Raw genomic sequence first — 21,678 nt, forward strand, 5'->3', positions numbered from 1 at the left:
AATATCAATAATTTATTTTCATTCGCGCATCAATTTCCACGACGGATTTATCGTCCTTTACCTCAATTATTTTTTCATAAACAATTTGATGGTTGAAAGAGCGATTTTCAGGTCGTGTATGACTAACGGCAACAACATTGCCCCATCCATCAACCGCGGTGCTGTTTCCTGCATTAACCTGCACTTCATATGTGCCTGATGCTTGGGTGGAGCTGATCAGATAATATTTGCCAGGCAACATAGATTCAAAGGAAAACCGGCCATATTCATCGGTTTTGCGTGAAATGGCATATTTCATCATGGCGTCATCAAATGCGGCATGTTTGCGCGGCTTGTTCCTATCAAAACGTGCCATGAAGCCGGGTTTGCGAAATTTCTGGTCCAAATTATACCATTGTTCCAAATATTTGGTCAGCGGATATAAAACAATATTCGTATTGGAAACGGCGGTTACAGGATGTTCTGGGCTGGGCAACACACCCTGTTTGTCCGTGCCATTATAACTTAACCGATGGTATAATGCGCCGCGAATTTCCACATCACCTGCGGCCAATTTATTTTTGGCATCCTGCTCATCAAATGGGATCGTCGGATAGACGTCGATTACAGTGTTGCGAATTTCATCATTTTTTGCCTGTGCATCGGCATTTTTTAATTTGCTGCCCGCATAGGATGGTTGAACCGCCATGGCCCAAAAAACAGTCATGGCAGTGATGATGGCAAAAGATTTTTTCAATGAAGGACTCTCTATTTCACTCTGTTATATATGTTAAATTAGTGGTTTGAAACATAAAGTAAATCTTAAAAAAAACGCGCAACATAGATTATTTGGACCTTATTCTGGGCTGATATAATTTACTCTGGTCAATTCCCAGCATTTGCCAGATTTCGCAAAATTTATAATGCCCGCGCCATGCTTGCCGCTGCTAATCTTTGTTCCCAATGAATCGCCATCATCCGGCCCAACCACGCCATCATATTCAACGCTGGTCCAGCTTACCGCCCAAATGCCATTGCTGCCTTGATCCACATCAAATTCAACAAAAACCGGCTCTTTACCTTCGGAGGAGGGGATTGTATCGGGCAGGCCATCGGCATAATTTATCCGCCCTGCATCGCTCAACACAAAATAATTATCCATCATTGCAATTGGGAAATATTGAAAATCACGGCCAGCAACGACATTGCTGGTCATTTGTGGGTTACCCCTTTGGTCAATTATAATAGATTCAATTTGCACCTGGCGCCCATAGAATCGTTTCTGCTCTTCACCCATGCTGATAAAAGCCGCAAAGAAGTTTTCAAATTCATCGGCTTCACAAATTTGGTTTATCGACAAATCATCCGCACTATATCCCTGTGCAGCGTTGATATTGGCATATGCAGGCACAGCATTTAGCGCCGACATTGATAATATTGCAGATGAAATAGTTTGTAACAATTGGCGCATAGATAAAACTCCCCAAAATCGACTTTAATATTATTTTGAATGAACGACTAATTAACTCAAATATAATAGACAATATTTTAAATCTATACTCAAGCATAAAAAGTGGCCGGCAAATCAGCCGACCAGTTATTTTATACCTATCATTATTTTAAACGTCCAAATTCGCCACGTTCAGCGCATTTTCAACAATGAAATCGCGGCGCGGTTCAACCACATCACCCATTAATTTGGTGAAAATTTCATCGGTCACATCCGCCTGCTCCACCGTCACGCGCAATAATGAACGATTATCGGGATCCAATGTGGTTTCCCATAATTGATCGGCGTTCATTTCGCCCAATCCTTTATAACGGGAAATGGACAGCCCCTTGCGGCCAAGCGCCAATATCGCGTCCAGCAATTCGGACGGGCGGGTCACTATATCGCCCTTTTTATTGGCGATATTATCTTCTTCTGCATCGCCATCATCGCCTTGTGTGCTGCTCGATGTGGCCTTTACCAATTTGGCTGGCGTTAAATAGCTTTCGCTTTCTTCGCCTGCCAATTTATGCATTTTTCGTGCCTCTGCGCTGTCCAGAAATTTGGCCTCAATCGCATGATGGTCCGTAACACCGCGCCATAAACGTTCAAAATATACGCCGCCGCTTTCGCTAACGCCGCCGGTCCATGTCCCCTCGCTATCCTGTGCGCCCAACCAAGCAGCCGTTTTTGCCACGGATTGCGCGCGCGTTGCAGCGTCTTGTTCGGGGGAAAGGCCGCCATTTAACGCCATGCCTTCAATAATGGCGGGGTCATAACGGCGCGGCACATAACGCATTAAACTGCGCATACGGCGGGCATGGGAAATTAATGTACCCAAATCCTCGCCACTGCGCGCGCCCGCAGCAGTTTCCAAAACCACCGCGCCCAGCCCTGCATCAACCAAATATTGATCCAGCGCATTATCATCTTTCAAATATACCTCGCTCTTACCCCGTGCGACCTTATAAAGCGGGGGCTGTGCAATATATAAATAGCCATTTTCCACAATTTCCGGCATTTGGCGGTAGAAAAATGTCAATAATAATGTTCGAATATGCGCACCATCGACATCAGCATCGGTCATGATGATAATTTTATGATAACGCAATTTTTCCAATGTGAAATCTTCACGGCCAATACCCGTGCCAATTGCCTGAATCAATGTGCCCACCTCTTTGGATGACAACATCCGATCAAAACGCGCACGTTCGACGTTCAGAATTTTACCTTTAAGTGGTAGGATTGCTTGATATTTGCTGTTGCGGCCCTGTTTGGCGGAGCCGCCCGCACTATCCCCTTCCACCAAGAATAATTCAGATTTTGCAGGGTCTTTTTCAGAACAATCATGTAATTTGCCGGGCAAAGACGCCACGGTCAATGCGCCCTTACGGGTCATTTCACGGGCTTTTTTTGCAGCCTCCCGCGCGGCGGCGGCGTCGATAACCTTTTGAATGACCATTTTTGCATTGGCGGGATTTTCTTCCAACCATTCATTCAAACGATCCGCCATCAACCCCTCCAATGGTTGACGAACCTCTGACGAAACCAGCTTATCCTTGGTTTGAGAGCTGAACTTTGGATCGGGTAATTTTACCGACACAATGGCGGTCAATCCTTCACGCATATCATCGCCGGTCAAGGAAACCTTTTCCTTTTTCATCATCCCCGATTTATCGGCATAGCTGTTCAATGTGCGGGTCAATGCCGCACGAAACGCCGCCAAATGCGTGCCACCATCGCGTTGCGGAATATTATTGGTGAAACATAGCACATTTTCATAATAGCTATCATTCCATTCCAAAGCGACATCAATTCCAATGCCGTCCTTTTCCGAAGAAATAGCAATGGGCTCGGGCAATAAAGGTGATTTATTCCGATCCAGATATTTCACAAAGGCCGCGATGCCGCCCTCATAAAATAAATCATGTTCCAATGGTTCTTCATGGCGATTATCGCGCAGCAAAATATGCACACCGCTGTTCAAAAATGCCAATTCGCGGTAACGATGCTCCAATTTATCAAAATCAAATTCCAACACATTTTTAAACGTATCAGACGATGCCATAAATGTAACGCGCGTACCCTTTTTAACGCCGCCCTTGCCATTGTCCGGCGCATCACCGCGCACCACCAATGGACCGACGCTATCACCATGTTCAAAGCGCATCCAATGTTCTTTGCCATCGCGCCAAATCGTCAATTCCAAAAATTCGGAAAGCGCGTTCACCACGGACACGCCCACGCCATGCAAACCGCCCGAAACCTTATAGGCATTATCATCGGAGGTATTTTCAAATTTACCGCCCGCATGCAGCTGGGTCATAATAACCTCTGCGGCAGAAACGCCCTCTTCCTTGTGCATATCCACCGGAATACCGCGCCCATTATCCTCCACCGACACGCTGCCATCGGGGTTCAGTTCAATTAAAACAAGGTCGCAATGCCCCGCCAGCGCCTCATCAATCGCATTATCAGACACCTCAAACACCATATGGTGCAAACCGCTGCCATCATCCGTATCGCCAATATACATGCCGGGGCGTTTGCGCACAGCGTCAAGGCCCTTTAAAACCTTAATACTATCCGCGCCATAGGCGTTTTGATTGGGTGTTTTATCGGCGGGCTGTTCATTATGTTCACTCATGGTGAAAGCCTAGTCCATTTTTCACAAAAACAAAAGCAAAAGCCGCATTTTTCCACAGCATTTTAACATTCTATATTGGACAGGATATTTGATAAGGAAAGAAGGATTAAACGCCGTCTTTACGGCCCAATTCATTCACCCGTGCGACCACCTCATCACGCACATTTTCAGAAACAAATTTGCCAATATCCCCGCCATAAAAGGCAATTTCCTTTACCAATCGACTGGCAATGGGTTGCAATTCAACATCCGCCATTAAAAAAACGGTCTCAATCCGCTCGTTCAGCTGCCTGTTCATGCCGGTAAGTTGATATTCATATTCAAAATCGGTCACCCCCCTAATCCCGCGGATGACAATATTTGCGCCTTGCTGCTCAGCAAAATTGACCAATAAGCTGTTAAAGCCAACAACCTCTATATCGCCTTTAACCTTAGCAACCTCTCTGCGGACCATCTCCAATCGCTCATCATCGCTGAACATAGGGGATTTGCTGGCATTGGTGGTAACCCCGATAATCAATTTATCGACAAATTTCGCACCACGTTCAATAATATCCATATGCCCGCGGGTAATGGGGTCAAATGTCCCGGGATAAACGCCTATTTTCATTTCACCTCCCCCATATGCATTATATTTTTTATGACCAAATAATATATTATTTAATGATTACGCTCTACGATATAGCGCGCAATATCGCGTAATAAATCAGCCTCTTTACCATGGCCTGCCAAATGGCCAATGGCTTGATTAGACAGCATTTCGGCCTGTGCCTTGGCCCGCGCCAAACCCATTAAGGAAACAAAAGTTTCCTTGCCTGCCTTTGCATCTTTTTGCAGCGCCTTACCCGCCAATGCCTCATCACCCTCCACATCCAAAATATCGTCGGCAATTTGAAACGCCAATCCAATATCGCGTGCATATGCATTTAAAGATGTGCGGTTCTCCAGTGGCACATGGCCCAAAATCGCGCCCATTTCCACGCTGACGCCAATCAAGGCCCCGGTCTTAAGCTGTTGCAATTTGGTAATTGTCGGCAAATCGAAATTATTTTTTTCCGCCTCTAAATCCATCATCTGGCCGCCCGCCATCCCCATAGGGCCGCTGGCAATGGCAAGCGCGCTTATTAAATCGCCGCGAACAAAGGGGTCGGGAAAAATATTCTTATCGGACAACATTTCAAATGCCAAGGCGTGCAGCGCATCACCCGCCAAAACGGCAATTGCCTCATCAAATTGCAAATGCACCGTCGGCTTACCACGGCGGACATCATCATCATCCATACAGGGCAAATCATCATGAATTAACGAATAAACATGTATCGCCTCCACCGCCGTTGCCGCTCGCAAAGCCATGTCGGGATCGGCATTATATATTGCCGCAATCTGGGTTAATAATAATGGCCGCAATCTTTTCCCGCCGCCAATGGCCGCATGGCGCATCGCATGGTAAAGCGGCGCGCGCGCATCATCGGGAATGGGCAATAATAAATCAAAATCCGCATCAATGCGCCCCGCAATTTGCGACAATGCTTGACTCAACGGCGTATCAGATGTGATTTTTGACATTATCAGTCTTCGTCAAAAGATTGAACAGAGGCCGGTTGCTTATCTTTATCCAGCATGATTTTATCAATTCGTGCCCGGGCATGGTCCAACCGTTTTTGGCATAAAAGCCTTAATTTCTCGCCCTGTTCATATAAATCAATTGATTTGTCCAAGGGCACATTGCCTTGTTCCAATTGATGCACAATCTCCTCCAGCTTTTGCAGCGCGGTCTCAAAATTATGCTCATCATTTATTTTTATTGCATCGGTCATAACATATCATTGCCGTGAGCGTAGGAATTGGTCAAGCAATTCATATGCTCATTTAAGGCAAAAAATTACCTAAAGTAGATAATAGCCCGCAAAAAATTATTGCGAATAAAAACCAACTCGATAAATAAACTCTAATGAAAAAAATAAATCTTACTCTCATCCCAGTCGCATTATTGGCGCTTGCCGGTTGCGATAAAAACGAAACCAACAATGAAATCAGCGCAGAGGGCAATAAGGTGGCAATGACACCGGCTGACCTGCCCCCGCCAATTACATCAAGCAAAACATATCGTTGCAAGGATAACACCATCCTTTATGTCGATATTTTTGGCGAAATGCAGGGCGCAGCGGTTCGCATTAGCGATAAAAATTCTGCGGCCATTCGTGCCGACCTGCCCAAAGCGGAGGCCGCCGAAACAGACGCACAGGGCAATAATGTCGCCGCCCCCGCCACCCCGCAAGGCACATTGGTTTCCAGCGATGGTGAACTGACCGTGTCGGGTGAAGCAGGCAATTTAACCGTTAAACTTCCCGGCAAATCGGCGCAAAGCTGTAAAGCATAAACATCAACAATCCTTTATATAGATGAAAAAGGTCGGGCCTGTTCCGGCCTTTTTTATGCCTCTTTCCTTTTATTTTATCCTGCGATAGGATATTTCGCGTAAAATGGGGATTGGGGAATATTCATGTTTATTGGCCATTATGCGCCCGCCTTTGTCGCGGCAGCTTTAATCGGGGCGTCGTCAGGGTCCAAAATTTTGGGCGCGCGCCGTCCTGCGGTTTTGGCGATTATGATGGCGGCGGCGCAATTGGTGGACATATTTTTCTTTGCCCTTGTCATTGGCGGGGCGGAAAATATGCGGATAATAGAGGGAATAAGTGCCAGTAATAATATGGATTTTTACCATATGCCCTATACGCATAGTTTATTGGGCAATGCCATTTTTGCCCTTATCTTCGCAATAATTATCCAAATATTATATAAACATAGACGTCTTTCAATCTTGGCCGGATGCGTTGTTTTATCGCATTGGTTTATTGATTGGTTGGTCCATATCCCCGACCTTACCATGATGGGGTCTGCGCCAAAATTTGGTTTGGGGCTGTGGAATTATCCCATGATTGCCCGATTATTGGAAACCACCTTTATCGGCATTTCTATATTATTTTATTTTGCGGCACGGCATAAAAAAATGGCGCGGCGGCCATTTTGGGTTTTGGTGATGGTGTTGATAATGCTGCAATCATTTGATTGGTTTGCCCCTGCGCCCACACAAATGTCGCTGCGCCTGCCGATGATGGCGCTATTTGCTTATATTGTGGTAATATTATTATCTTTTTGGAACGACCGCGCTAAACATAAATGACATTGGCATAAATTTCATTGGTATAAATTTCATTGGTATAAATTTCATTGGTATAAATAGCTGGAAAAAAATCAGCGTAGAAAAATATTTTATGCGATTATTTTTTTACAATAAATATTATAGGGGGCTGGAACAAATTAAACAGCCGCGCTAAAGGGCTTTTATGACTGATCATCACGCCTATGCTAAACCCGAAATTACTCCTCAAATTGTGGCCGAACATGGCCTGAATCAGGAGGAATATCAACGCATCCTAAATGCAATGGGGCGTGAGCCAAATTTGGTGGAATTGGGCATATTTTCCGTCATGTGGTCAGAACATTGCAGTTATAAATCATCGCGCATCCATTTATCAAAATTACCCACCACCGCGCCATGGGTAATTTGCGGGCCAGGCGAAAATGCAGGCGTTATTGATATTGGCGAAGGGCCAAATGGCACAAAATTGGCGGCGATTTTCAAAATGGAATCGCATAATCACCCCAGCTATATTGAACCATATCAAGGTGCAGCAACGGGCGTTGGCGGCATTTTGCGCGATGTGTTCACCATGGGCGCGCGCCCTGTGGCCAACCTAAACGCCCTGCGCTTTGGACGTCCTGAACACCCCAAAATGAAACATTTGGTCAAGGGTGTGGTCGCCGGCATTGGCGGATATGGCAATTGTGTGGGCGTGCCCACCGTTGGCGGTGAAGTGAATTTCCACCCTGCCTATGACGGCAATATTTTGGTCAATGCAATGACAGTGGGCGTGGCCGACCAAACAAAGATTTTTTACAGCGCGGCCACCGGTGTCGGCAACCCCATTGTGTATGTAGGCAGCAAAACCGGCCGTGATGGCATTCATGGCGCGACCATGGCATCGGCCGATTTTGGCGAAGATGCAGAGGAAAAGCGCCCAACGGTTCAGGTTGGCGATCCCTTCACCGAAAAATTATTGATTGAGGCATGCCTTGAATTGATGGCAACCGATGCAATTGTCGCAATACAGGATATGGGCGCGGCTGGTTTAACCAGCTCTAGCGTGGAAATGGCCACCAATGGCAAAGCAGGAATTAGGTTAAATATGGACAATGTGCCATGCCGCGAAACCGGCATGACCCCCTATGAAATGATGTTGTCCGAATCCCAAGAACGCATGTTAATGGTGTTAAAACCGGGCAAAGAAGCCATGGCAGAGGCGATTTTCAAGAAATGGGAATTGGATTTTGCCATTATTGGTGAAGTAACCGACACGGGCCATATGGTCCTTGAATGGCAGGGCGAGGTTGTGTGCGACATCCCCCTTGGTCCATTGGCGGAGGACGCACCAAAATATGACCGTCCCGCCATGTCAAAAGAGGATTATCAGGCATGGGCCAATGTGCCGCCATTGGGTGATATTCCGCAAAGCGCCGATATTGGCGCGGATTTGCTAAAATTAATGGCCAGTCCGGATATCGCATCGCGCCGTTGGATTTACGAACAATATGACAGCCAAGTGGGCGGCGATACGGCGCAGCTTTCGGGCGGGGACGCCGCCGTTGTGCGGATACATGGCACAAATGATGGCAAGGCAGGCCGCGCATTGGCGATGAGCACCGATTGCACCCCGCGCTATGTCTATGCCAACCCGTTTGAGGGCGGAAAACAGGCCGTGGCCGAAACCTATCGTAATATCAGCGCAGTGGGCGCAACCCCATTGGCCATTACCAATTGCCTAAATTTTGCCAATCCCGAACGCCCTGAAATTATGGCGCAATTTGTCGGCGCATTAGAAGGAATGGGAGAGGCATGCCGCGCATTGGATTATCCCATCGTGTCGGGCAATGTGTCGCTTTATAATGAAAGCAAGGCAACCGGCGGCGGCAGCGCCATCTTGCCCACGCCCGCCATTGGCGGTGTCGGCGTGATGGAGGATGTCAGCAAAATGGCGACCATCGCATTAAAAGAATCAGGACAGCAATTGCTGGTCATTGGCGCACCAGATGAAATTGGCAGCCATATGGGCCAATCGCTTTATGTGCGTTATATTTTGGACCGTGAAAGCGGCGATGCACCGCATGTTGATTTGGAAAAAGAGCGTAAAACAGGCGAGATGATACGCCAGCTTATCCATAATCAACAAGTAGATGCAGTGCATGATTGTGCCGATGGCGGCCTGCTTGTCGCCATTACCGAAATGGCGATGGCGGGTAATATTGGCGCACAGGTTGATTTGCAGCCCGGCCAATCAAATAATGCGGTGGCGGCAATGTTTGCCGAGGATCAGGGGCGCTATATTGTCGCCATTCCAAAGGGCATTTCATATATGGATGTGGTGAAAATGGTGCGCGATGCAGGCATTAACTGCTATCATATCGGGGTTACAGGCGGCGATTCAATCTGGCTTGGCGATATTTCGGGTAAATTTGGCGAAGTAGCCAACATCCCGCTTACCGACCTTCGCGCCGCGCATGAAAGCTTCTTTGCCGATTGGATGGCGGATTGATTTTTCGCAGTTAATCATTGTTGATTTAACCACTTTCATTCCCATGTTTCTCTGTCACTCCCGTGAAAATGGTAAACCAGATAGAAAAGCACCGTCATTCCCGTGAAAACGGGAAACTATATTCGCTTTTGCTGGATCCCCGCCTTCGAGGGGAAGAAGTAGAATGAATACAAATTCAAAAATGGTCTAACCCAGAGTGAATAGGCCTTAAAATATGCCCACCGCGCCATCAATCCAAAATGAAAGCGCGGTCAATATGATAATCGCGACAATAATATATCGGCTAATTTTTTGGGGGATAAGGCATATGGCAATTTCAATGGCCATTGCCATGCCAAATAATAATGAAGCGGCGATAAAAAAATCAAACCCTGTCCAATTTACCTGATCAGTAAACTGCATCGCCGCCAAAGGAAGCAGTAAAATAAAGGTCAAAATTCCCCACATTATCGCGCGGGGCCGGTTTATTGCCAAATGATTTCTCCTCTACATATTATTTCCGGCCAAATAATTTTTCTACATCATCCATGGCCAATTTAACCCATGTTGGCCGGCCATGATTGCATTGGCCGCTATGCGGAGTGACCTCCATCTCGCGCAGTAAGGCGTTCATTTCGGTTACATTTAACACACGCCCCGCGCGGACCGAACCATGACATGCCATTGTCGCGGCGACATGGTCAATGCGTTCTTTTAACGATAAAGCCGCGTCAAATGCGGTCAAATCATCGGCAATATCGGCCAATAATTTTGCTGCATCCACCTTTTTCAACATGGCGGGCACGCTGCGCACCATCATGGCATTTGGTCCAAATCTTTCCACATCCAACGCCAATAGGGCTAAATCAGCCTGAACCGCCTCTAACCTATCACATTCTTCCTCGCTCAACTCCACTATATCGGGAATTAACAAACCCTGTGCTGCTATGGCCTGTCCCTCGCCCGCTTTTCGCATTCGTTCCAACACCAAACGTTCATGCGCGGCATGTTGGTCCACAATGACCAGCCCGTCCATAGCTTCCGCCACAATATAGGTATTGGCAATTTGCCCGCGCGCAATGCCCAATGGATAGCTGGCTGCGTCTTCTATTGGGGCGGTAGCCTGAACCGCGCGGCCCATTAACGGGGCAAGATTTTCATAAATAATAGCGGCATTTTTGGGGTTGGGCGCATTATATCCCCCATTATATGCTGAATTAAAATTCCCCCTATAGGGTGTCGCACCATCGGCGACATGCGACGCGCGCATATCGCGGTCCCCCTGCCAATGATATGCACCGGACATTTCGTCATTTGGAGGATTTGAACCAAAGGATTGGGAATGACCCGCCCCTGCATTGTCAAAAATATTAGTTTGCTGTTCTATTATCGGTTCGGTCTGCCACCGCGACATGGCATTTTCATCGGCGCGGCGCGATCCGGCAAAGCCAGCTTCATCCAATGCACGGCGCAGCCCCGCGACAATCATGCCGCGAATCATGGCCGGTTCGCGAAACCGCACCTCCGTTTTTGCAGGATGCACATTTACATCGACAAGGTCATGGTCAATATCAATGAATAAAGCGACAACGGCATGGCGATCGCGCGCCAGCATTTCGGCATATGCGCCGCGAATCGCACCGGTCAGCAATCGGTCCTTTACCGGTCGGCCATTAACGAACAAATATTGATGATCGGCAATACCGCGGTTAAATGTCGGCACGCTGGCCAATCCATATAATCGCACCCCATCGCGCGGCATATCAATCGCAATGCTATTTTGCGCAAAACCAGCAGCGGTTAATGCCGAAATACGCTGCGCCAAATTATCGGTTTGTTGCAGCGACAGGCTTTGCTTACCATTATGTTCCACATGAAAGCTGATATCCATTCGCGCCATGGCCAAACGGCGGATAACATCCATGCTGGCGCCATATTCGGACCGTGCAGTGCGCAAAAATTTGCGACGCGCGGGGATTTTCCCGAAAAGATTTTCCACCCTAATCCGTGTGCCATATGGCATGGCAATGGGTGAAAATGCGCTGCGCACACCATGATCAATGGTTAATTTCCAACCATCGCCATTTTCTATACGGCTTTCCAAATTTAATGTTGAAACACTAGCAATAGAGGGCAGCGCCTCCCCCCGAAATCCCAATGTTGCGACTTTCTCAATCGCCTCATCAGGCAATTTTGATGTGGCGTGCCGTTCCATGGCCAATGCCATATCATCACGATCCATCCCGCATCCATTGTCGATTATTTCGATAAGGTCGAGCCCGCCCTCGCCCAGGCGTATATCGATACGGTCCGCGCCCGCATCAATCGCATTTTCGACAAGCTCCTTCAACGCACTGGCTGGTCTTTCGACCACTTCACCTGCGGCAATGCGATTTACGAGATTTTCTGGCAGTCTTCTTATTGACATCCCAGCATTACTAGCCCAATCGCATCAAAGAGGCGACTCCCAATATTGGTTAATTTTCACATGGCAAGCGATTGCTGGCTTTTTTGTGATTATTGGCTATAGGAAAGTTGCTTAAAAAAAATTTTTTAACGAGCATCATGCTCATTGATACAGGATTGTGCACAAATTATGTTATTCAGCCGATTTTTCCGCTTGGCTTCACAGGATATGGCCATTGATTTGGGAACCGCAAACACCGTGGTTTATGTTCGTGGACAGGGAATCGTCCTGAATGAACCATCTGTGGTGGCGATTGAAACCTTAAACGGTATCCGCCGGGTAAAGGCTGTGGGCAATGATGCAAAATTGATGATGGGTAAAACCCCCGATTCGATTGAGGCGATTCGCCCGCTTCGTGATGGTGTGATTGCCGACATTGATGTTGCCGAACAAATGATTAAATATTTCATTGAAAAAGTTCATGGCAAACGCCGCATGTTCCGTTATCCCGAAATCGTCATTTGTGTTCCATCTGGTTCAACATCGGTGGAACGCCGCGCCATTCGTGACGCCGCATCAAATGCAGGGGCCAGCGAAGTGCATTTAATCGAAGAACCAATGGCCGCAGCCATTGGTGCGGATATGCCCGTTATCGAACCCATTGGTTCAATGGTCGTGGACATTGGCGGCGGCACAACCGAGGTTGCCGTTTTGTCATTGCGCGGTTTGGCATATACCACATCGGTGCGCACCGGCGGGGATAAAATGGACGAAGCCATTGTGTCCTATGTGCGCCGTCACCATAATTTGTTAATTGGTGAAGCCACCGCAGAGCGCATTAAAAAAGAATATGGCGTTGCCCGTGCGCCAAAGGATGGCGTTGGCGAAACCATTCATATTAAGGGCCGCGATCTGGTCAATGGCGTGCCAAAGGAAATTTCAATAAATCAGGCACAAATTGCCGAGGCATTGGCCGAACCCATTGGCACAATTGTCGAAGGTGTTCGTATCGCGCTTGAAAATACCGCGCCTGAATTGGCGGCGGATATTGTGGATCAGGGCATTGTTTTAACCGGCGGCGGCGCGTTAATGTCAGGATTGGACGAATATATGCGTGATGAAACCGGATTGCCCGTTACCGTGGCCGAAGATCCGCTTACCTGTGTTGCCATTGGCACTGGCCGCGCATTGGAAGACCCGCTATTCCGCGGCGTTTTAATCACAGCTTAACGAAGGGGGGAATGCATGGCGACGCCGGATAAACGGCGTCTCGGATTTTCCCGCCGGGCGCAATATAATTTATTCGCTGCCTATTTGCTGGCAATTGCCGGGGCAATAATGGCCGCTTTATTACTGCTAATCTCGCTGCTTGATCCGGCGGGTTTTTCTGCGTTGCGCGTGGCCGCGACGGAGTTAACATCACCGGTGGCCCGTTTCTTCTCCTCCGTCCGGCAATCCACCACGGATGTCAGCGAAAATATGTCGGCTTATTTTGATGCCGCCTCGCAAAATCGCGAATTGGATAAGAAACTATCCCTATATCGCCAACGCGAAATGAAATATAAGGCAGCCGAGCTGGAGAATAAGCGGCTTCGCGCAATGTTGAACCTTATTGAACAAGAACCAACGCACATTGCAATGGGCCGTTTAATCGGATCAACCACCGTTAATTCACGCCGCACCGCCATTTTATCTGTGGGCGGCAATGATGGTGTTAAAAATGGCCAACCCGTGCGCAGCCCCAATGGGCTTATCGGGCGGGTGATTGAAACCGGGCCAACCACATCGCGCATATTATTGATAACTGATCCAGAAAATGTGGTGCCGGTCATGCGCATTACCGACGGTGTCCCCGCATTTGCAACCGGCACGGCCAATGGGCAATTGACCATCAAATTGATCAATTTGGGGCTTAATCCGTTTAAGGTAGGGGATATTTTGGTGTCATCGGGCAATGGTGGTTTATTTCCGCCCAATGTTCCCGTGGCCATTGTTACCAAAAAAACCGATGAGGGCGCAGAGGCGCGGCCATTGGCCGATCCCACGCGCGAACCATGGGCCGCGGTTTACCCCCCTTTCCAAAAATCTGAAGCCATCACGCCCATTAACGCATCATCGTTGAATAAGGAAGAATCCGGTGAGGATGATGCGCCATGATTGGGCCAAAACAAATCCAAAATAATCCCATTAAGAAATTTGCGAATAATATTAGCAAGAGCATGAAAAGACGGCCCCGCCACCGTTCATCATTAAACCGCAGCCAAAGTAAATCGCGCAAAACATTTATCCCCATTGCGTCCATTTTATTTTGTTCGGCATTATCGGGAATATTTTTAATAACGCAGCATCCGTTATTGCCGCCTTTGGGTTTTATGATGTTTATTAGCTGGCGGCTGCTTCGTCCTTCCTTATTTCCCATGTGGGCGGGCCTGCCCTTTGGATTGATGGATGATATATTCACCGCACAGCCATTTGGATCGGGCGGCCTGTTATTCAGCCTGACCATGCTGGTCATGATGAATATTGATAATCGGACAAGCTGGCGTCAATATGGTATGAATTGGGTAATTGGTGCAATTTTAATAATAATTTATTTGTTCGCCAATTTATTTTTTCAGGGTATTTACCAAATAAGGGCCGAATTCATCACCATCATGCCGCAAACCATATTAGCCATTTTAACATTCCCGCTTATGCTACGCTTGGCCGGATGGCTTAATCGATATAGGCTTTCGTCATGAAATTTGGCCGCCCATCAAAAAAAAATAAAGCGCCCTTTACCATTGCGCAGCAAAATTTCGCCTTTTCGCGCCGCACCTTATTTGTCGGTGCGGTTCAGGGCGGCTTTGGCGTGCTGTTAAGCGCGCGCATGGCATATATTGCGGTGGCGGAAAATGAAAAATACCGACTTGCCTCTGAAAGCAATCGTGTCAATTTAACCTTCATCCCCCCGCGCAGGGGGTGGTTTGTCGATCGATTTGGCAAACCCATTGCCACCAACCGCACCGATTTTCGTGTCGATGTTATTCCCGATCGCATGGTGGATAAGGACGCAACGATTAAATCGCTTGCCGAATTATTAAGTTTGGACACCGAAACGGTCGAACGGATTAAAAAAGAGGTCAAACATTCCAGCGGATTTCAACCCGTGCAAGTCGCATCGGGGATGAGTTTTGACGATTTTGCAAAAATAAGCGTGCGTGCGCCCGATTTACCCGGTGTTTCGCCCAGACAGGGTTTCTCCCGCTATTATCCCAGCGGGCCCGCCGTCGGCCATTTAATCGGATATGTGGGCGGTGCATCGGCCGAGGAATATAAGGCGCTGAAAAATCCATTATTGATTACCCCGGGTTTCAAAATCGGCAAAGATGGATTGGAAAAGCAATTTGAAAAAACATTGGAAGGATCGCCCGGCGCAAAACGGGTGGAGGTAACCGCAAGGGGCAAAATCGTCCGCGAATTAACCACAAGGGGCGATGTGCCGGGCAAACCAGTGCAATTGACCATTGATATTGACCTTCATAATTATGCCGCCCGCCGATTGGGGTTGGAATCAGGCTCTGTGGTTGTCATGGATTGCTTAACCGGTGATATTTTAACCATGGCGTCCATGCCATCATTTGACCCGAACAGCTTTTCCGACGGCATTGGTGTGTCGGAATATAAATGGCTGGCTCAAGATGACCATAAACCGCTGCGCAATAAAACATTAAGCGGACTTTACCCCCCCGGATCGACGGTGAAACCCATGGTCGCCATGGCATTTTTGGAGGCGGGGCTTGACCCAGAGGCAAGCGTTGGGTGCAGTGGCGGCCTGCGTGTGGGAAACCGTGTATTTCGTTGTTGGAACAGGCGCGGCCACGGCAGTGTAAATATGCGCAGGGCCATTTCACAAAGCTGTGATGTGTATTTTTATCATTTTGCCCAAAAAATCGGCATGGACCCCATTGCGTTAATGGCCGAAAAACTGGGTATGGGGCAGAAATTTGACCTGCCCGTGGCCAGCCAATCATATGGCACTGTGCCGAATCCGGCATGGATGCTTAAAAAACATGAACGCAAATGGGCGGCATTTGACACGGTAAATTCCACCATTGGACAGGGATATATGCTGGCCAATCCATTGCAATTGGCGGTCATGGCATCGCGTTTGGCAACGGGCAAAAATTTAATGCCGCATTTATTGTTAAATAAAAAAGCAAAGCCCCCTTCCGAACTTGGCTTTACCGAAGAACATATAAATTATGTGCGCCAAGCGATGAGCGATGTGGTCAATGGTGATGGAACAGCTGGCCGGGCCAGATTACCAATTGCCGATGTTAAATTGGCAGGAAAAACCGGCACTGCACAGGTTGTAAGCTTGGATTATGGGCGCGGGGGCAGCGATGTGTCGTGGAAATATCGCGATCATGGCCTGTTCATTTGTTTCGCGCCATTTGACAATCCGCGCTATGCCGCATCTGTGGTTATTGAACATGGCGGCGGTTCAGGTTCGGCCTATCCCATTGCGCGCGATGTTTTGACATTTTTATACGACCGAGAAGCCGCAATGAAAACATTGGAATCAATGGAGGCGGGGTGGGGCGGCACGCCGGAACAGCGAATGGCCCGTAATTTGGCCGCATTTCGCGTGCAAAATGGCGTGGATGCAAAGCCCAAACCGACAAATGAGCCGCCTTCTGCCAATGGCGCTGCAAATGCAACGGCTTCCCCTTCACCGGCCACGGGGCAATCACCGTCCACAGGGCAGGTACCGCCTACAGGGCAAGTGCCAACCAATGATGCGGGGGATGAATAATGTCGGTTATTCCAGATAAAATCGCCGCCCTGCCTTGGCGCATTATTTTTTTACTTTTAATAATGGTCAGCTTTGGCACAACGGTTTTATATTCAGCAGCAGGCGGCAATATGCAGCCATGGGCCGCAAAACATATGATCCGTTTTTTAATCCTGCTTGCCATGGCGATTGTCATGTCGCGTTTCTCATTGGATTTTTACAAAGCAATTACCTTTCCGGTTTATGGTGCCATTTTATTATTGTTGATGGGCGTGGAAATTTTGGGATTTGTCGGCGGCGGCAGCCAAAGATGGATTGATCTGGGCTTTATGATGTTACAACCATCTGAATTGATGAAACCTGCCATCGTTCTTGCCATTGCATCATTTTTTGACCGCCTTCCCCCGTCGAAAATTGGCACATTTGATGCCGTTTGGCCCGTGATGATGTTAATTGGCGTGCCCGCCGCCTTTGTGCTTTTACAACCCGATTTAGGGACAAGCCTGGCCATTATCGCAGGTGCTATAGTGGTTGGCTTTGTCGCCGGATGGCCGCTTAAATGGTTTATTACTGCCGGAATATCGGCTATTTTCCTTATCCCCTTGGCGTTTTTTTTCGGGCTAGAGGAATATCAACAAAAACGCGTTACCACATTTCTTAACCCTGAAGCAGACCCATTGGGTAGCGGATATCATGTCAATCAATCACAAATTGCCATTGGTTCGGGCGGATTATTTGGCAAAGGATTTTTGAACGGTACGCAAAGCCATTTGGACTATTTACCCGAAGGACATACCGATTTTGTTTTCGCCACCATGGCAGAGGAATGGGGAATGATTGGCGGATTGGCGGTGATATTCGGCTTTTTCCTATTATTAAAATGGGGTACAAATGTCGGGTTAAATTGCAAATCGCGTTTCGGACAATTAACCGCCGTGGGCCTTACCTTCGTTATATTTTTCTATGCCGGCGTTAATTTAATGATGGTGATGGGCTTTGCCCCCGTTGTTGGCATTCCCCTTCCTTTTTTAAGCCATGGTGGTTCATCCATGATGACAATTATGATCTGTATTGGCATTATTATGGCAATTGAACGTAACCCCGGCGGTCGCAATTCGACATTTTCATAATCTTATAAGTTGACTTATGCCCGCATGGACCACAAATGACTTTAAAGCGGTTATCCGCAAATATATGGACGCATAGCTCAGTTGGTAGAGCAGCTGACTCTTAATCAGCGGGTCCACGGTTCGAGCCCGTGTGCGTCCACCATTTTTTCTCTCTTATTTTAATAATCATTCTTTGATTTATATTTAACTGCATTTGCACGGCGCAACACAAAAATAGAAACAGGGAGATTGATTAAAATCGCGGTAACCACGCCAGGGGCATAACCATTTAGTAAAAATGCCGCCGGAATATGAGGTATGAATAGGTTTACTAATAGGATGGCCGCAAAACAATTCACCATATGATGTTTGGCGGGGCCAAAGGGCCCTCTGCACACCCATATAGTAGCCGCCGCCGCTAATATTGCTACTATAATAAGCGCCAAAATAAATATTGATGGCGTTGGCAAGCTGACATTATGCCCAACAAAACGTGCCGTTAAAGCAATTGATTGTTCCCGATAATATCCATAAGTGAAGGCTTCCTCTAGATTATGCACACATAAAGCCGCAAATAAAATCCACATATTTTGTGCTGCGACATTTTTCTTACTCAATCTCATATATATATTTATATCATATTGTTAATCTACATTCAAATGGAGCATTTAGAGCGGATATTTACTACTTACCATGTATAATCTTTATGATATATAGTAGCAAATGAAGCGTTCTTTTTATGAAAATAATATCTCCACTTTCTTAAATGACACACAAGATAAAATTCTTGGAGTTCTTGCTCGCCACAACCAATTTGAACTCGCTACACAACAGAAAAATGCATGGGTAAAGCAAATCAAGAATCTGAAAGAACAACTATCTAATGTACCTTCAGGTAAAATATTTTTTGAGTTTGTTATCCCAAGAATGGGAAAACGCGTCGATGTCCTACTCCTCATAAAGGATATAATTTTTGTTTTAGAATATAAGGTGGGTGCTAATTTTTATGATAAGCATGCCAAGGATCAAGCCCTAGATTATGCACTTGATCTCAAAAATTTTCATGAAGGTAGCCATCACAAATATATAGTGCCCATTCTTATTTGCACTTCAGCACGAACATATAATAACGAAGTTAATTGGTATAAGGACAAAGTTGCTGCGACCTTACTCTCTAATGGCCACAATGTATCAGAGCTAATTGAAGCAATTTTCAAGAATATTGAGCAACTACAACCTCGCGCTTTTAACAAGAGAATTACTGACAATTATCAGGATGCTTTTCTCAAAGAAAAAATATGGGCAAATAGTGGTTATAAGCCGACGCCTACTATCGTAGAGGCTGCGCAAGCTCTATATCAGGGTCATTCCGTAGATGAGATTTCACGTTCTGATGCCGGCGCTAAGAACCTGACTCACACAGCAAACTGTATTTCAGATATTATAAAGGATTCCAAACAATATAAACGAAAGTCTATTTGTTTTGTCACAGGGGTTCCTGGTGCAGGGAAGACCTTAGCGGGCTTGAACATTTCAACTCGCAAAATGGAACAAGATGATGAGCATGCTGTTTTTCTATCAGGCAATGGGCCACTTGTTGCTGTCTTAAGAGAGGCCCTTGCTAGAGATGAAGTTGAACGTATAAAGGCTGCGGGTAAGAAAATATCTAAAAAAGAGGCTATACAGAAAGTAAGTGCCTTCATTCAAAATATCCATCACTTCAGAGATGAAGGGGTCAGATCACCTAAGCCACCAGCTGAACATATTGTGGTTTTTGATGAGGCACAACGTGCCTGGAATCAAGCACAAGCCCAAAAATTTATGGAGAGCAAAAAGGTGTATCCAACTTTGATATGTCGGAACCTGAATTTTTAATCAGTGTTATGGACCGAAGAGATGATTGGTGCACGATTATTTGTCTTATCGGCGGGGGCCAGGAGATCAACACGGGAGAGGCTGGCCTCGTTGAATGGTTTGATGTACTAAAGAAGCGCTTTGAGCATTGGAATGTTTATCACTCAAAACAGCTCACTAATAAAAATTATAGTTGGGGAGAAGATTTAAAGTCCAAACTTACTGGTCTTAATATAGAAGAAAAGACAGCGCTTCACCTAGATGTTTCAATTAGGTCTTTTCGTGCTGAGAAACTGTCGGACTTTATTGGTGCCATCATTGATGGAAACGCAGCACGGGCTAAAACTCTAAACAACTATCTGGCTGATTATCCAATCCTTATAACAAGAGATTTAAACAAGGCGAGGCAATGGCTGCGGCAAAATGCACGCGGCACAGAACGCATCGGGCTTGTTGCATCATCGGGAGCCATTCGCCTTAAGCCCGAAGGGCTTAACATTAAGGCATCTATTGATCCTGTAAATTGGTTCCTAAATGATAAAGATGATATACGTTCCTCATACTATTTGGAGGATGTAGCCACAGAATTCGATATCCAGGGCTTAGAACTAGACTGGGTGTGTATGTGCTGGGATGCAAATTTACGTAAAGAGGAAAAAGGCTGGGGCCATTATAATTTTAGCGGCACTAAATGGCAGAATGTAAACGATCCATATCGTAAAATTTACCTGTCTAATGCTTATCGTGTTTTATTGACAAGGGCACGTCAAGCTATGGTTATATTTATCCCAAAAGGTGACAAGAGTGATTTCACTCGCAATCCGAAATTTTACGATGATACATATAAATTTTTGTTATCATGCGGTATTAAATCACTATAAATTCATAACAACCCTCTTTATTTATTATCCTTATAGCCCACCCAGCGTAGTTTGGACAATGCGGGGCATTGTACGGGCAAGCCTTCAGGTTATGAGCTGTATTAAGGGGGTGTATATTGGTTGCGGGAGTAGGATTTGAACCTACGACCTTCAGGTTATGAGCCTGACGAGCTACCGGACTGCTCCATCCCGCGTCACCAATATCGGACTGTTTGTTTTGTGCAGTCCGTGGCAGTTTTTTGTTTTTCCGCTTCAGCTTTGCTGAACCGGCTGGCGGGACTGCTCCATCCCGCGTCACCAATATCGGACTGATTGTTTTGTGCAGTCCGTAGCAGTTTTATTGACCCTATGATACGGGACAAAAGGGTCTGCCATGCCCTAAATTATGATATGGTTCTGTTACATTTGTAAAAGTCAAAAGGGCAGCGACAAGTAAATGCGCTGCCCTTTTGTGAAACTGTAAATGGGTTTTATATCCGTGCTAGCACCGGCTTCAATGCCTGGCGACGCCCTACTCTTCCAACGCTTAAGCGGTAGTACCATCGGCGCAGACAGGTTTCACGTCCGAGTTCGAGATGGGATCGGGTGGAGCACTGTCGCTATGGCCACCAAGCAATGAAGCAGGTGCTAACCCCCTAATTAAAGGGGAAGGGTATATTTTTAATCGATATCTGGTCTGATAATTATCCATATGACAATCAACATTGTCATTGATGGTGGGACTTCACAAGCATGAAAAGAGTAATTAGGACTGGTTAGCTTCACGCGTTACCGCGCTTCCACACCCAGCCTATCAACGTGATGGTCTATCACGACTCGAAGAAATCTAATCTTGAGGGAGGCTTCCCGCTTAGATGCTTTCAGCGGTTATCCCTTCCATACATAGCTACCCTGCTGCGCGG

General features: G+C 46.8%; 19 protein-coding genes, 2 tRNA genes and 2 rRNA genes (1 of these 23 only partly in view). 11 read left to right on the plus strand and 12 right to left on the minus strand.

The window, feature by feature from the left end:
* Positions 1–4 precede the first annotated feature (4 nt).
* The 6 genes from LPB140_RS01345 to LPB140_RS01370 all read right to left on the minus strand — a co-directional run bounded on the left by LPB140_RS01345 (position 5) and on the right by LPB140_RS01370 (position 5,932).
* Positions 5–736: a hypothetical protein gene (locus LPB140_RS01345; protein WP_072558349.1), complete on the minus strand. Its 732-nt coding sequence runs from the start codon at positions 734–736 to the stop codon at positions 5–7.
* A gap of 99 nt (positions 737–835) precedes the next feature.
* Positions 836–1,450 carry a hypothetical protein gene (locus LPB140_RS01350; RefSeq protein ID WP_072558350.1) on the minus strand — a complete coding sequence of 205 codons (615 nt, stop codon included), beginning with the start codon at positions 1,448–1,450 and terminating at the stop codon, positions 836–838.
* A 148-nt stretch (positions 1,451–1,598) separates the two neighbouring features.
* Positions 1,599–4,115, minus strand: coding sequence for a DNA topoisomerase (ATP-hydrolyzing) subunit B (gene gyrB, locus LPB140_RS01355; RefSeq protein ID WP_072558351.1), 2,517 nt, complete (start codon positions 4,113–4,115; stop codon positions 1,599–1,601).
* 106 nt (positions 4,116–4,221) lie between these two features.
* Complete coding sequence (coaD, locus tag LPB140_RS01360) at positions 4,222–4,725, minus strand: pantetheine-phosphate adenylyltransferase (protein WP_072558352.1); 504 nt, start codon at positions 4,723–4,725, stop codon at positions 4,222–4,224.
* Positions 4,726–4,775: 50 nt separating this feature from the next.
* Positions 4,776–5,681: a polyprenyl synthetase family protein gene (locus tag LPB140_RS01365; protein ID WP_072558353.1), complete on the minus strand. Its 906-nt coding sequence runs from the start codon at positions 5,679–5,681 to the stop codon at positions 4,776–4,778.
* Between the two features lie 2 nt (positions 5,682–5,683).
* Entirely contained in the window at positions 5,684–5,932 is a 249-nt protein-coding gene (locus LPB140_RS01370) for an exodeoxyribonuclease VII small subunit (RefSeq protein WP_072558354.1), read from the minus strand.
* Positions 5,933–6,066: 134 nt separating this feature from the next.
* Here LPB140_RS01370 and LPB140_RS01375 point away from each other — a divergent pair, with 134 nt between their 5' ends.
* The 3 genes from LPB140_RS01375 (at position 6,067) to purL (ending at position 9,769) form a co-directional block, all read left to right on the plus strand.
* Complete coding sequence (locus tag LPB140_RS01375; RefSeq protein ID WP_072558355.1) at positions 6,067–6,495, plus strand: hypothetical protein; 429 nt, start codon at positions 6,067–6,069, stop codon at positions 6,493–6,495.
* 123 nt (positions 6,496–6,618) lie between these two features.
* Positions 6,619–7,299, plus strand: a complete 681-nt coding sequence (locus tag LPB140_RS01380; protein ID WP_072558356.1) for a hypothetical protein — start codon at positions 6,619–6,621, stop codon at positions 7,297–7,299.
* A 163-nt stretch (positions 7,300–7,462) separates the two neighbouring features.
* Positions 7,463–9,769: a phosphoribosylformylglycinamidine synthase subunit PurL gene (gene purL, locus LPB140_RS01385; RefSeq protein WP_072558357.1), complete on the plus strand. Its 2,307-nt coding sequence runs from the start codon at positions 7,463–7,465 to the stop codon at positions 9,767–9,769.
* Between the two features lie 207 nt (positions 9,770–9,976).
* On the opposite strand, the gene LPB140_RS01390 is transcribed toward purL, so the two are convergent.
* Both LPB140_RS01390 and mutL read right to left on the minus strand, forming a co-directional pair.
* Positions 9,977–10,243, minus strand: coding sequence for a hypothetical protein (locus LPB140_RS01390; protein ID WP_156874091.1), 267 nt, complete (start codon positions 10,241–10,243; stop codon positions 9,977–9,979).
* 19 nt (positions 10,244–10,262) lie between these two features.
* Positions 10,263–12,176: a DNA mismatch repair endonuclease MutL gene (mutL, locus tag LPB140_RS01395; protein ID WP_072558359.1), complete on the minus strand. Its 1,914-nt coding sequence runs from the start codon at positions 12,174–12,176 to the stop codon at positions 10,263–10,265.
* Positions 12,177–12,344: 168 nt separating this feature from the next.
* On the opposite strand from mutL, the gene LPB140_RS01400 reads away from it, so the two are divergent.
* The 6 genes from LPB140_RS01400 to LPB140_RS01425 all read left to right on the plus strand — a co-directional run bounded on the left by LPB140_RS01400 (position 12,345) and on the right by LPB140_RS01425 (position 18,204).
* The gene (locus tag LPB140_RS01400) at positions 12,345–13,385 is read left to right on the plus strand and encodes a rod shape-determining protein (RefSeq protein WP_072558360.1); all 1,041 of its coding nucleotides are present in this window, start codon (positions 12,345–12,347) and stop codon (positions 13,383–13,385) included.
* A 15-nt stretch (positions 13,386–13,400) separates the two neighbouring features.
* Entirely contained in the window at positions 13,401–14,312 is a 912-nt protein-coding gene (locus LPB140_RS01405; RefSeq protein WP_072558361.1) for a rod shape-determining protein MreC, read from the plus strand.
* Between the two features lie 62 nt (positions 14,313–14,374).
* A complete protein-coding gene (locus LPB140_RS01410; protein WP_156874092.1) occupies positions 14,375–14,896 on the plus strand; it encodes a rod shape-determining protein MreD in 522 nt (173 codons plus the stop codon).
* Complete coding sequence (mrdA, locus tag LPB140_RS01415) at positions 14,893–16,953, plus strand: penicillin-binding protein 2 (RefSeq protein ID WP_083549823.1); 2,061 nt, start codon at positions 14,893–14,895, stop codon at positions 16,951–16,953. Before LPB140_RS01410 ends, mrdA begins: the two co-directional genes overlap by 4 nt.
* Positions 16,953–18,062, plus strand: a complete 1,110-nt coding sequence (gene rodA, locus LPB140_RS01420; protein WP_072558362.1) for a rod shape-determining protein RodA — start codon at positions 16,953–16,955, stop codon at positions 18,060–18,062. The genes mrdA and rodA overlap by 1 nt, the downstream gene beginning before the upstream one ends.
* 66 nt (positions 18,063–18,128) lie before the next feature.
* A tRNA-Lys gene (locus LPB140_RS01425) sits at positions 18,129–18,204 on the plus strand.
* A 16-nt stretch (positions 18,205–18,220) separates the two neighbouring features.
* Here the strand turns inward: LPB140_RS01425 and LPB140_RS01430 are convergent.
* Positions 18,221–18,658 carry an HXXEE domain-containing protein gene (locus tag LPB140_RS01430; protein ID WP_198024138.1) on the minus strand — a complete coding sequence of 146 codons (438 nt, stop codon included), beginning with the start codon at positions 18,656–18,658 and terminating at the stop codon, positions 18,221–18,223.
* 106 nt (positions 18,659–18,764) lie between these two features.
* Between LPB140_RS01430 and LPB140_RS12540 the strand changes: the two genes are divergently transcribed.
* Together LPB140_RS12540 and LPB140_RS12545 are read left to right on the plus strand one after the other, a co-directional pair.
* Positions 18,765–19,916 carry a DNA/RNA helicase domain-containing protein gene (locus LPB140_RS12540; RefSeq protein ID WP_250637604.1) on the plus strand — a complete coding sequence of 384 codons (1,152 nt, stop codon included), beginning with the start codon at positions 18,765–18,767 and terminating at the stop codon, positions 19,914–19,916.
* On the plus strand, positions 19,895–20,776 hold the full coding sequence (locus LPB140_RS12545) for a DNA/RNA helicase domain-containing protein (RefSeq protein ID WP_250637605.1): 882 nt from the start codon (positions 19,895–19,897) through the stop codon (positions 20,774–20,776). Before LPB140_RS12540 ends, LPB140_RS12545 begins: the two co-directional genes overlap by 22 nt.
* 117 nt (positions 20,777–20,893) lie before the next feature.
* Here the strand turns inward: LPB140_RS12545 and LPB140_RS01440 are convergent.
* The 3 genes from LPB140_RS01440 to LPB140_RS01450 all read right to left on the minus strand — a co-directional run.
* Positions 20,894–20,970: transfer RNA gene (locus LPB140_RS01440), tRNA-Met, on the minus strand.
* Between the two features lie 304 nt (positions 20,971–21,274).
* Positions 21,275–21,389, minus strand: a 5S ribosomal RNA gene (gene rrf, locus LPB140_RS01445).
* 112 nt (positions 21,390–21,501) lie between these two features.
* Positions 21,502–21,678, minus strand: a 23S ribosomal RNA gene (locus tag LPB140_RS01450) (it continues 2,616 nt past the right edge of the window).

The organism is Sphingorhabdus lutea (assembly GCF_001889025.1).
Taxonomy (GTDB): domain Bacteria; phylum Pseudomonadota; class Alphaproteobacteria; order Sphingomonadales; family Sphingomonadaceae; genus Sphingorhabdus_B; species Sphingorhabdus_B lutea.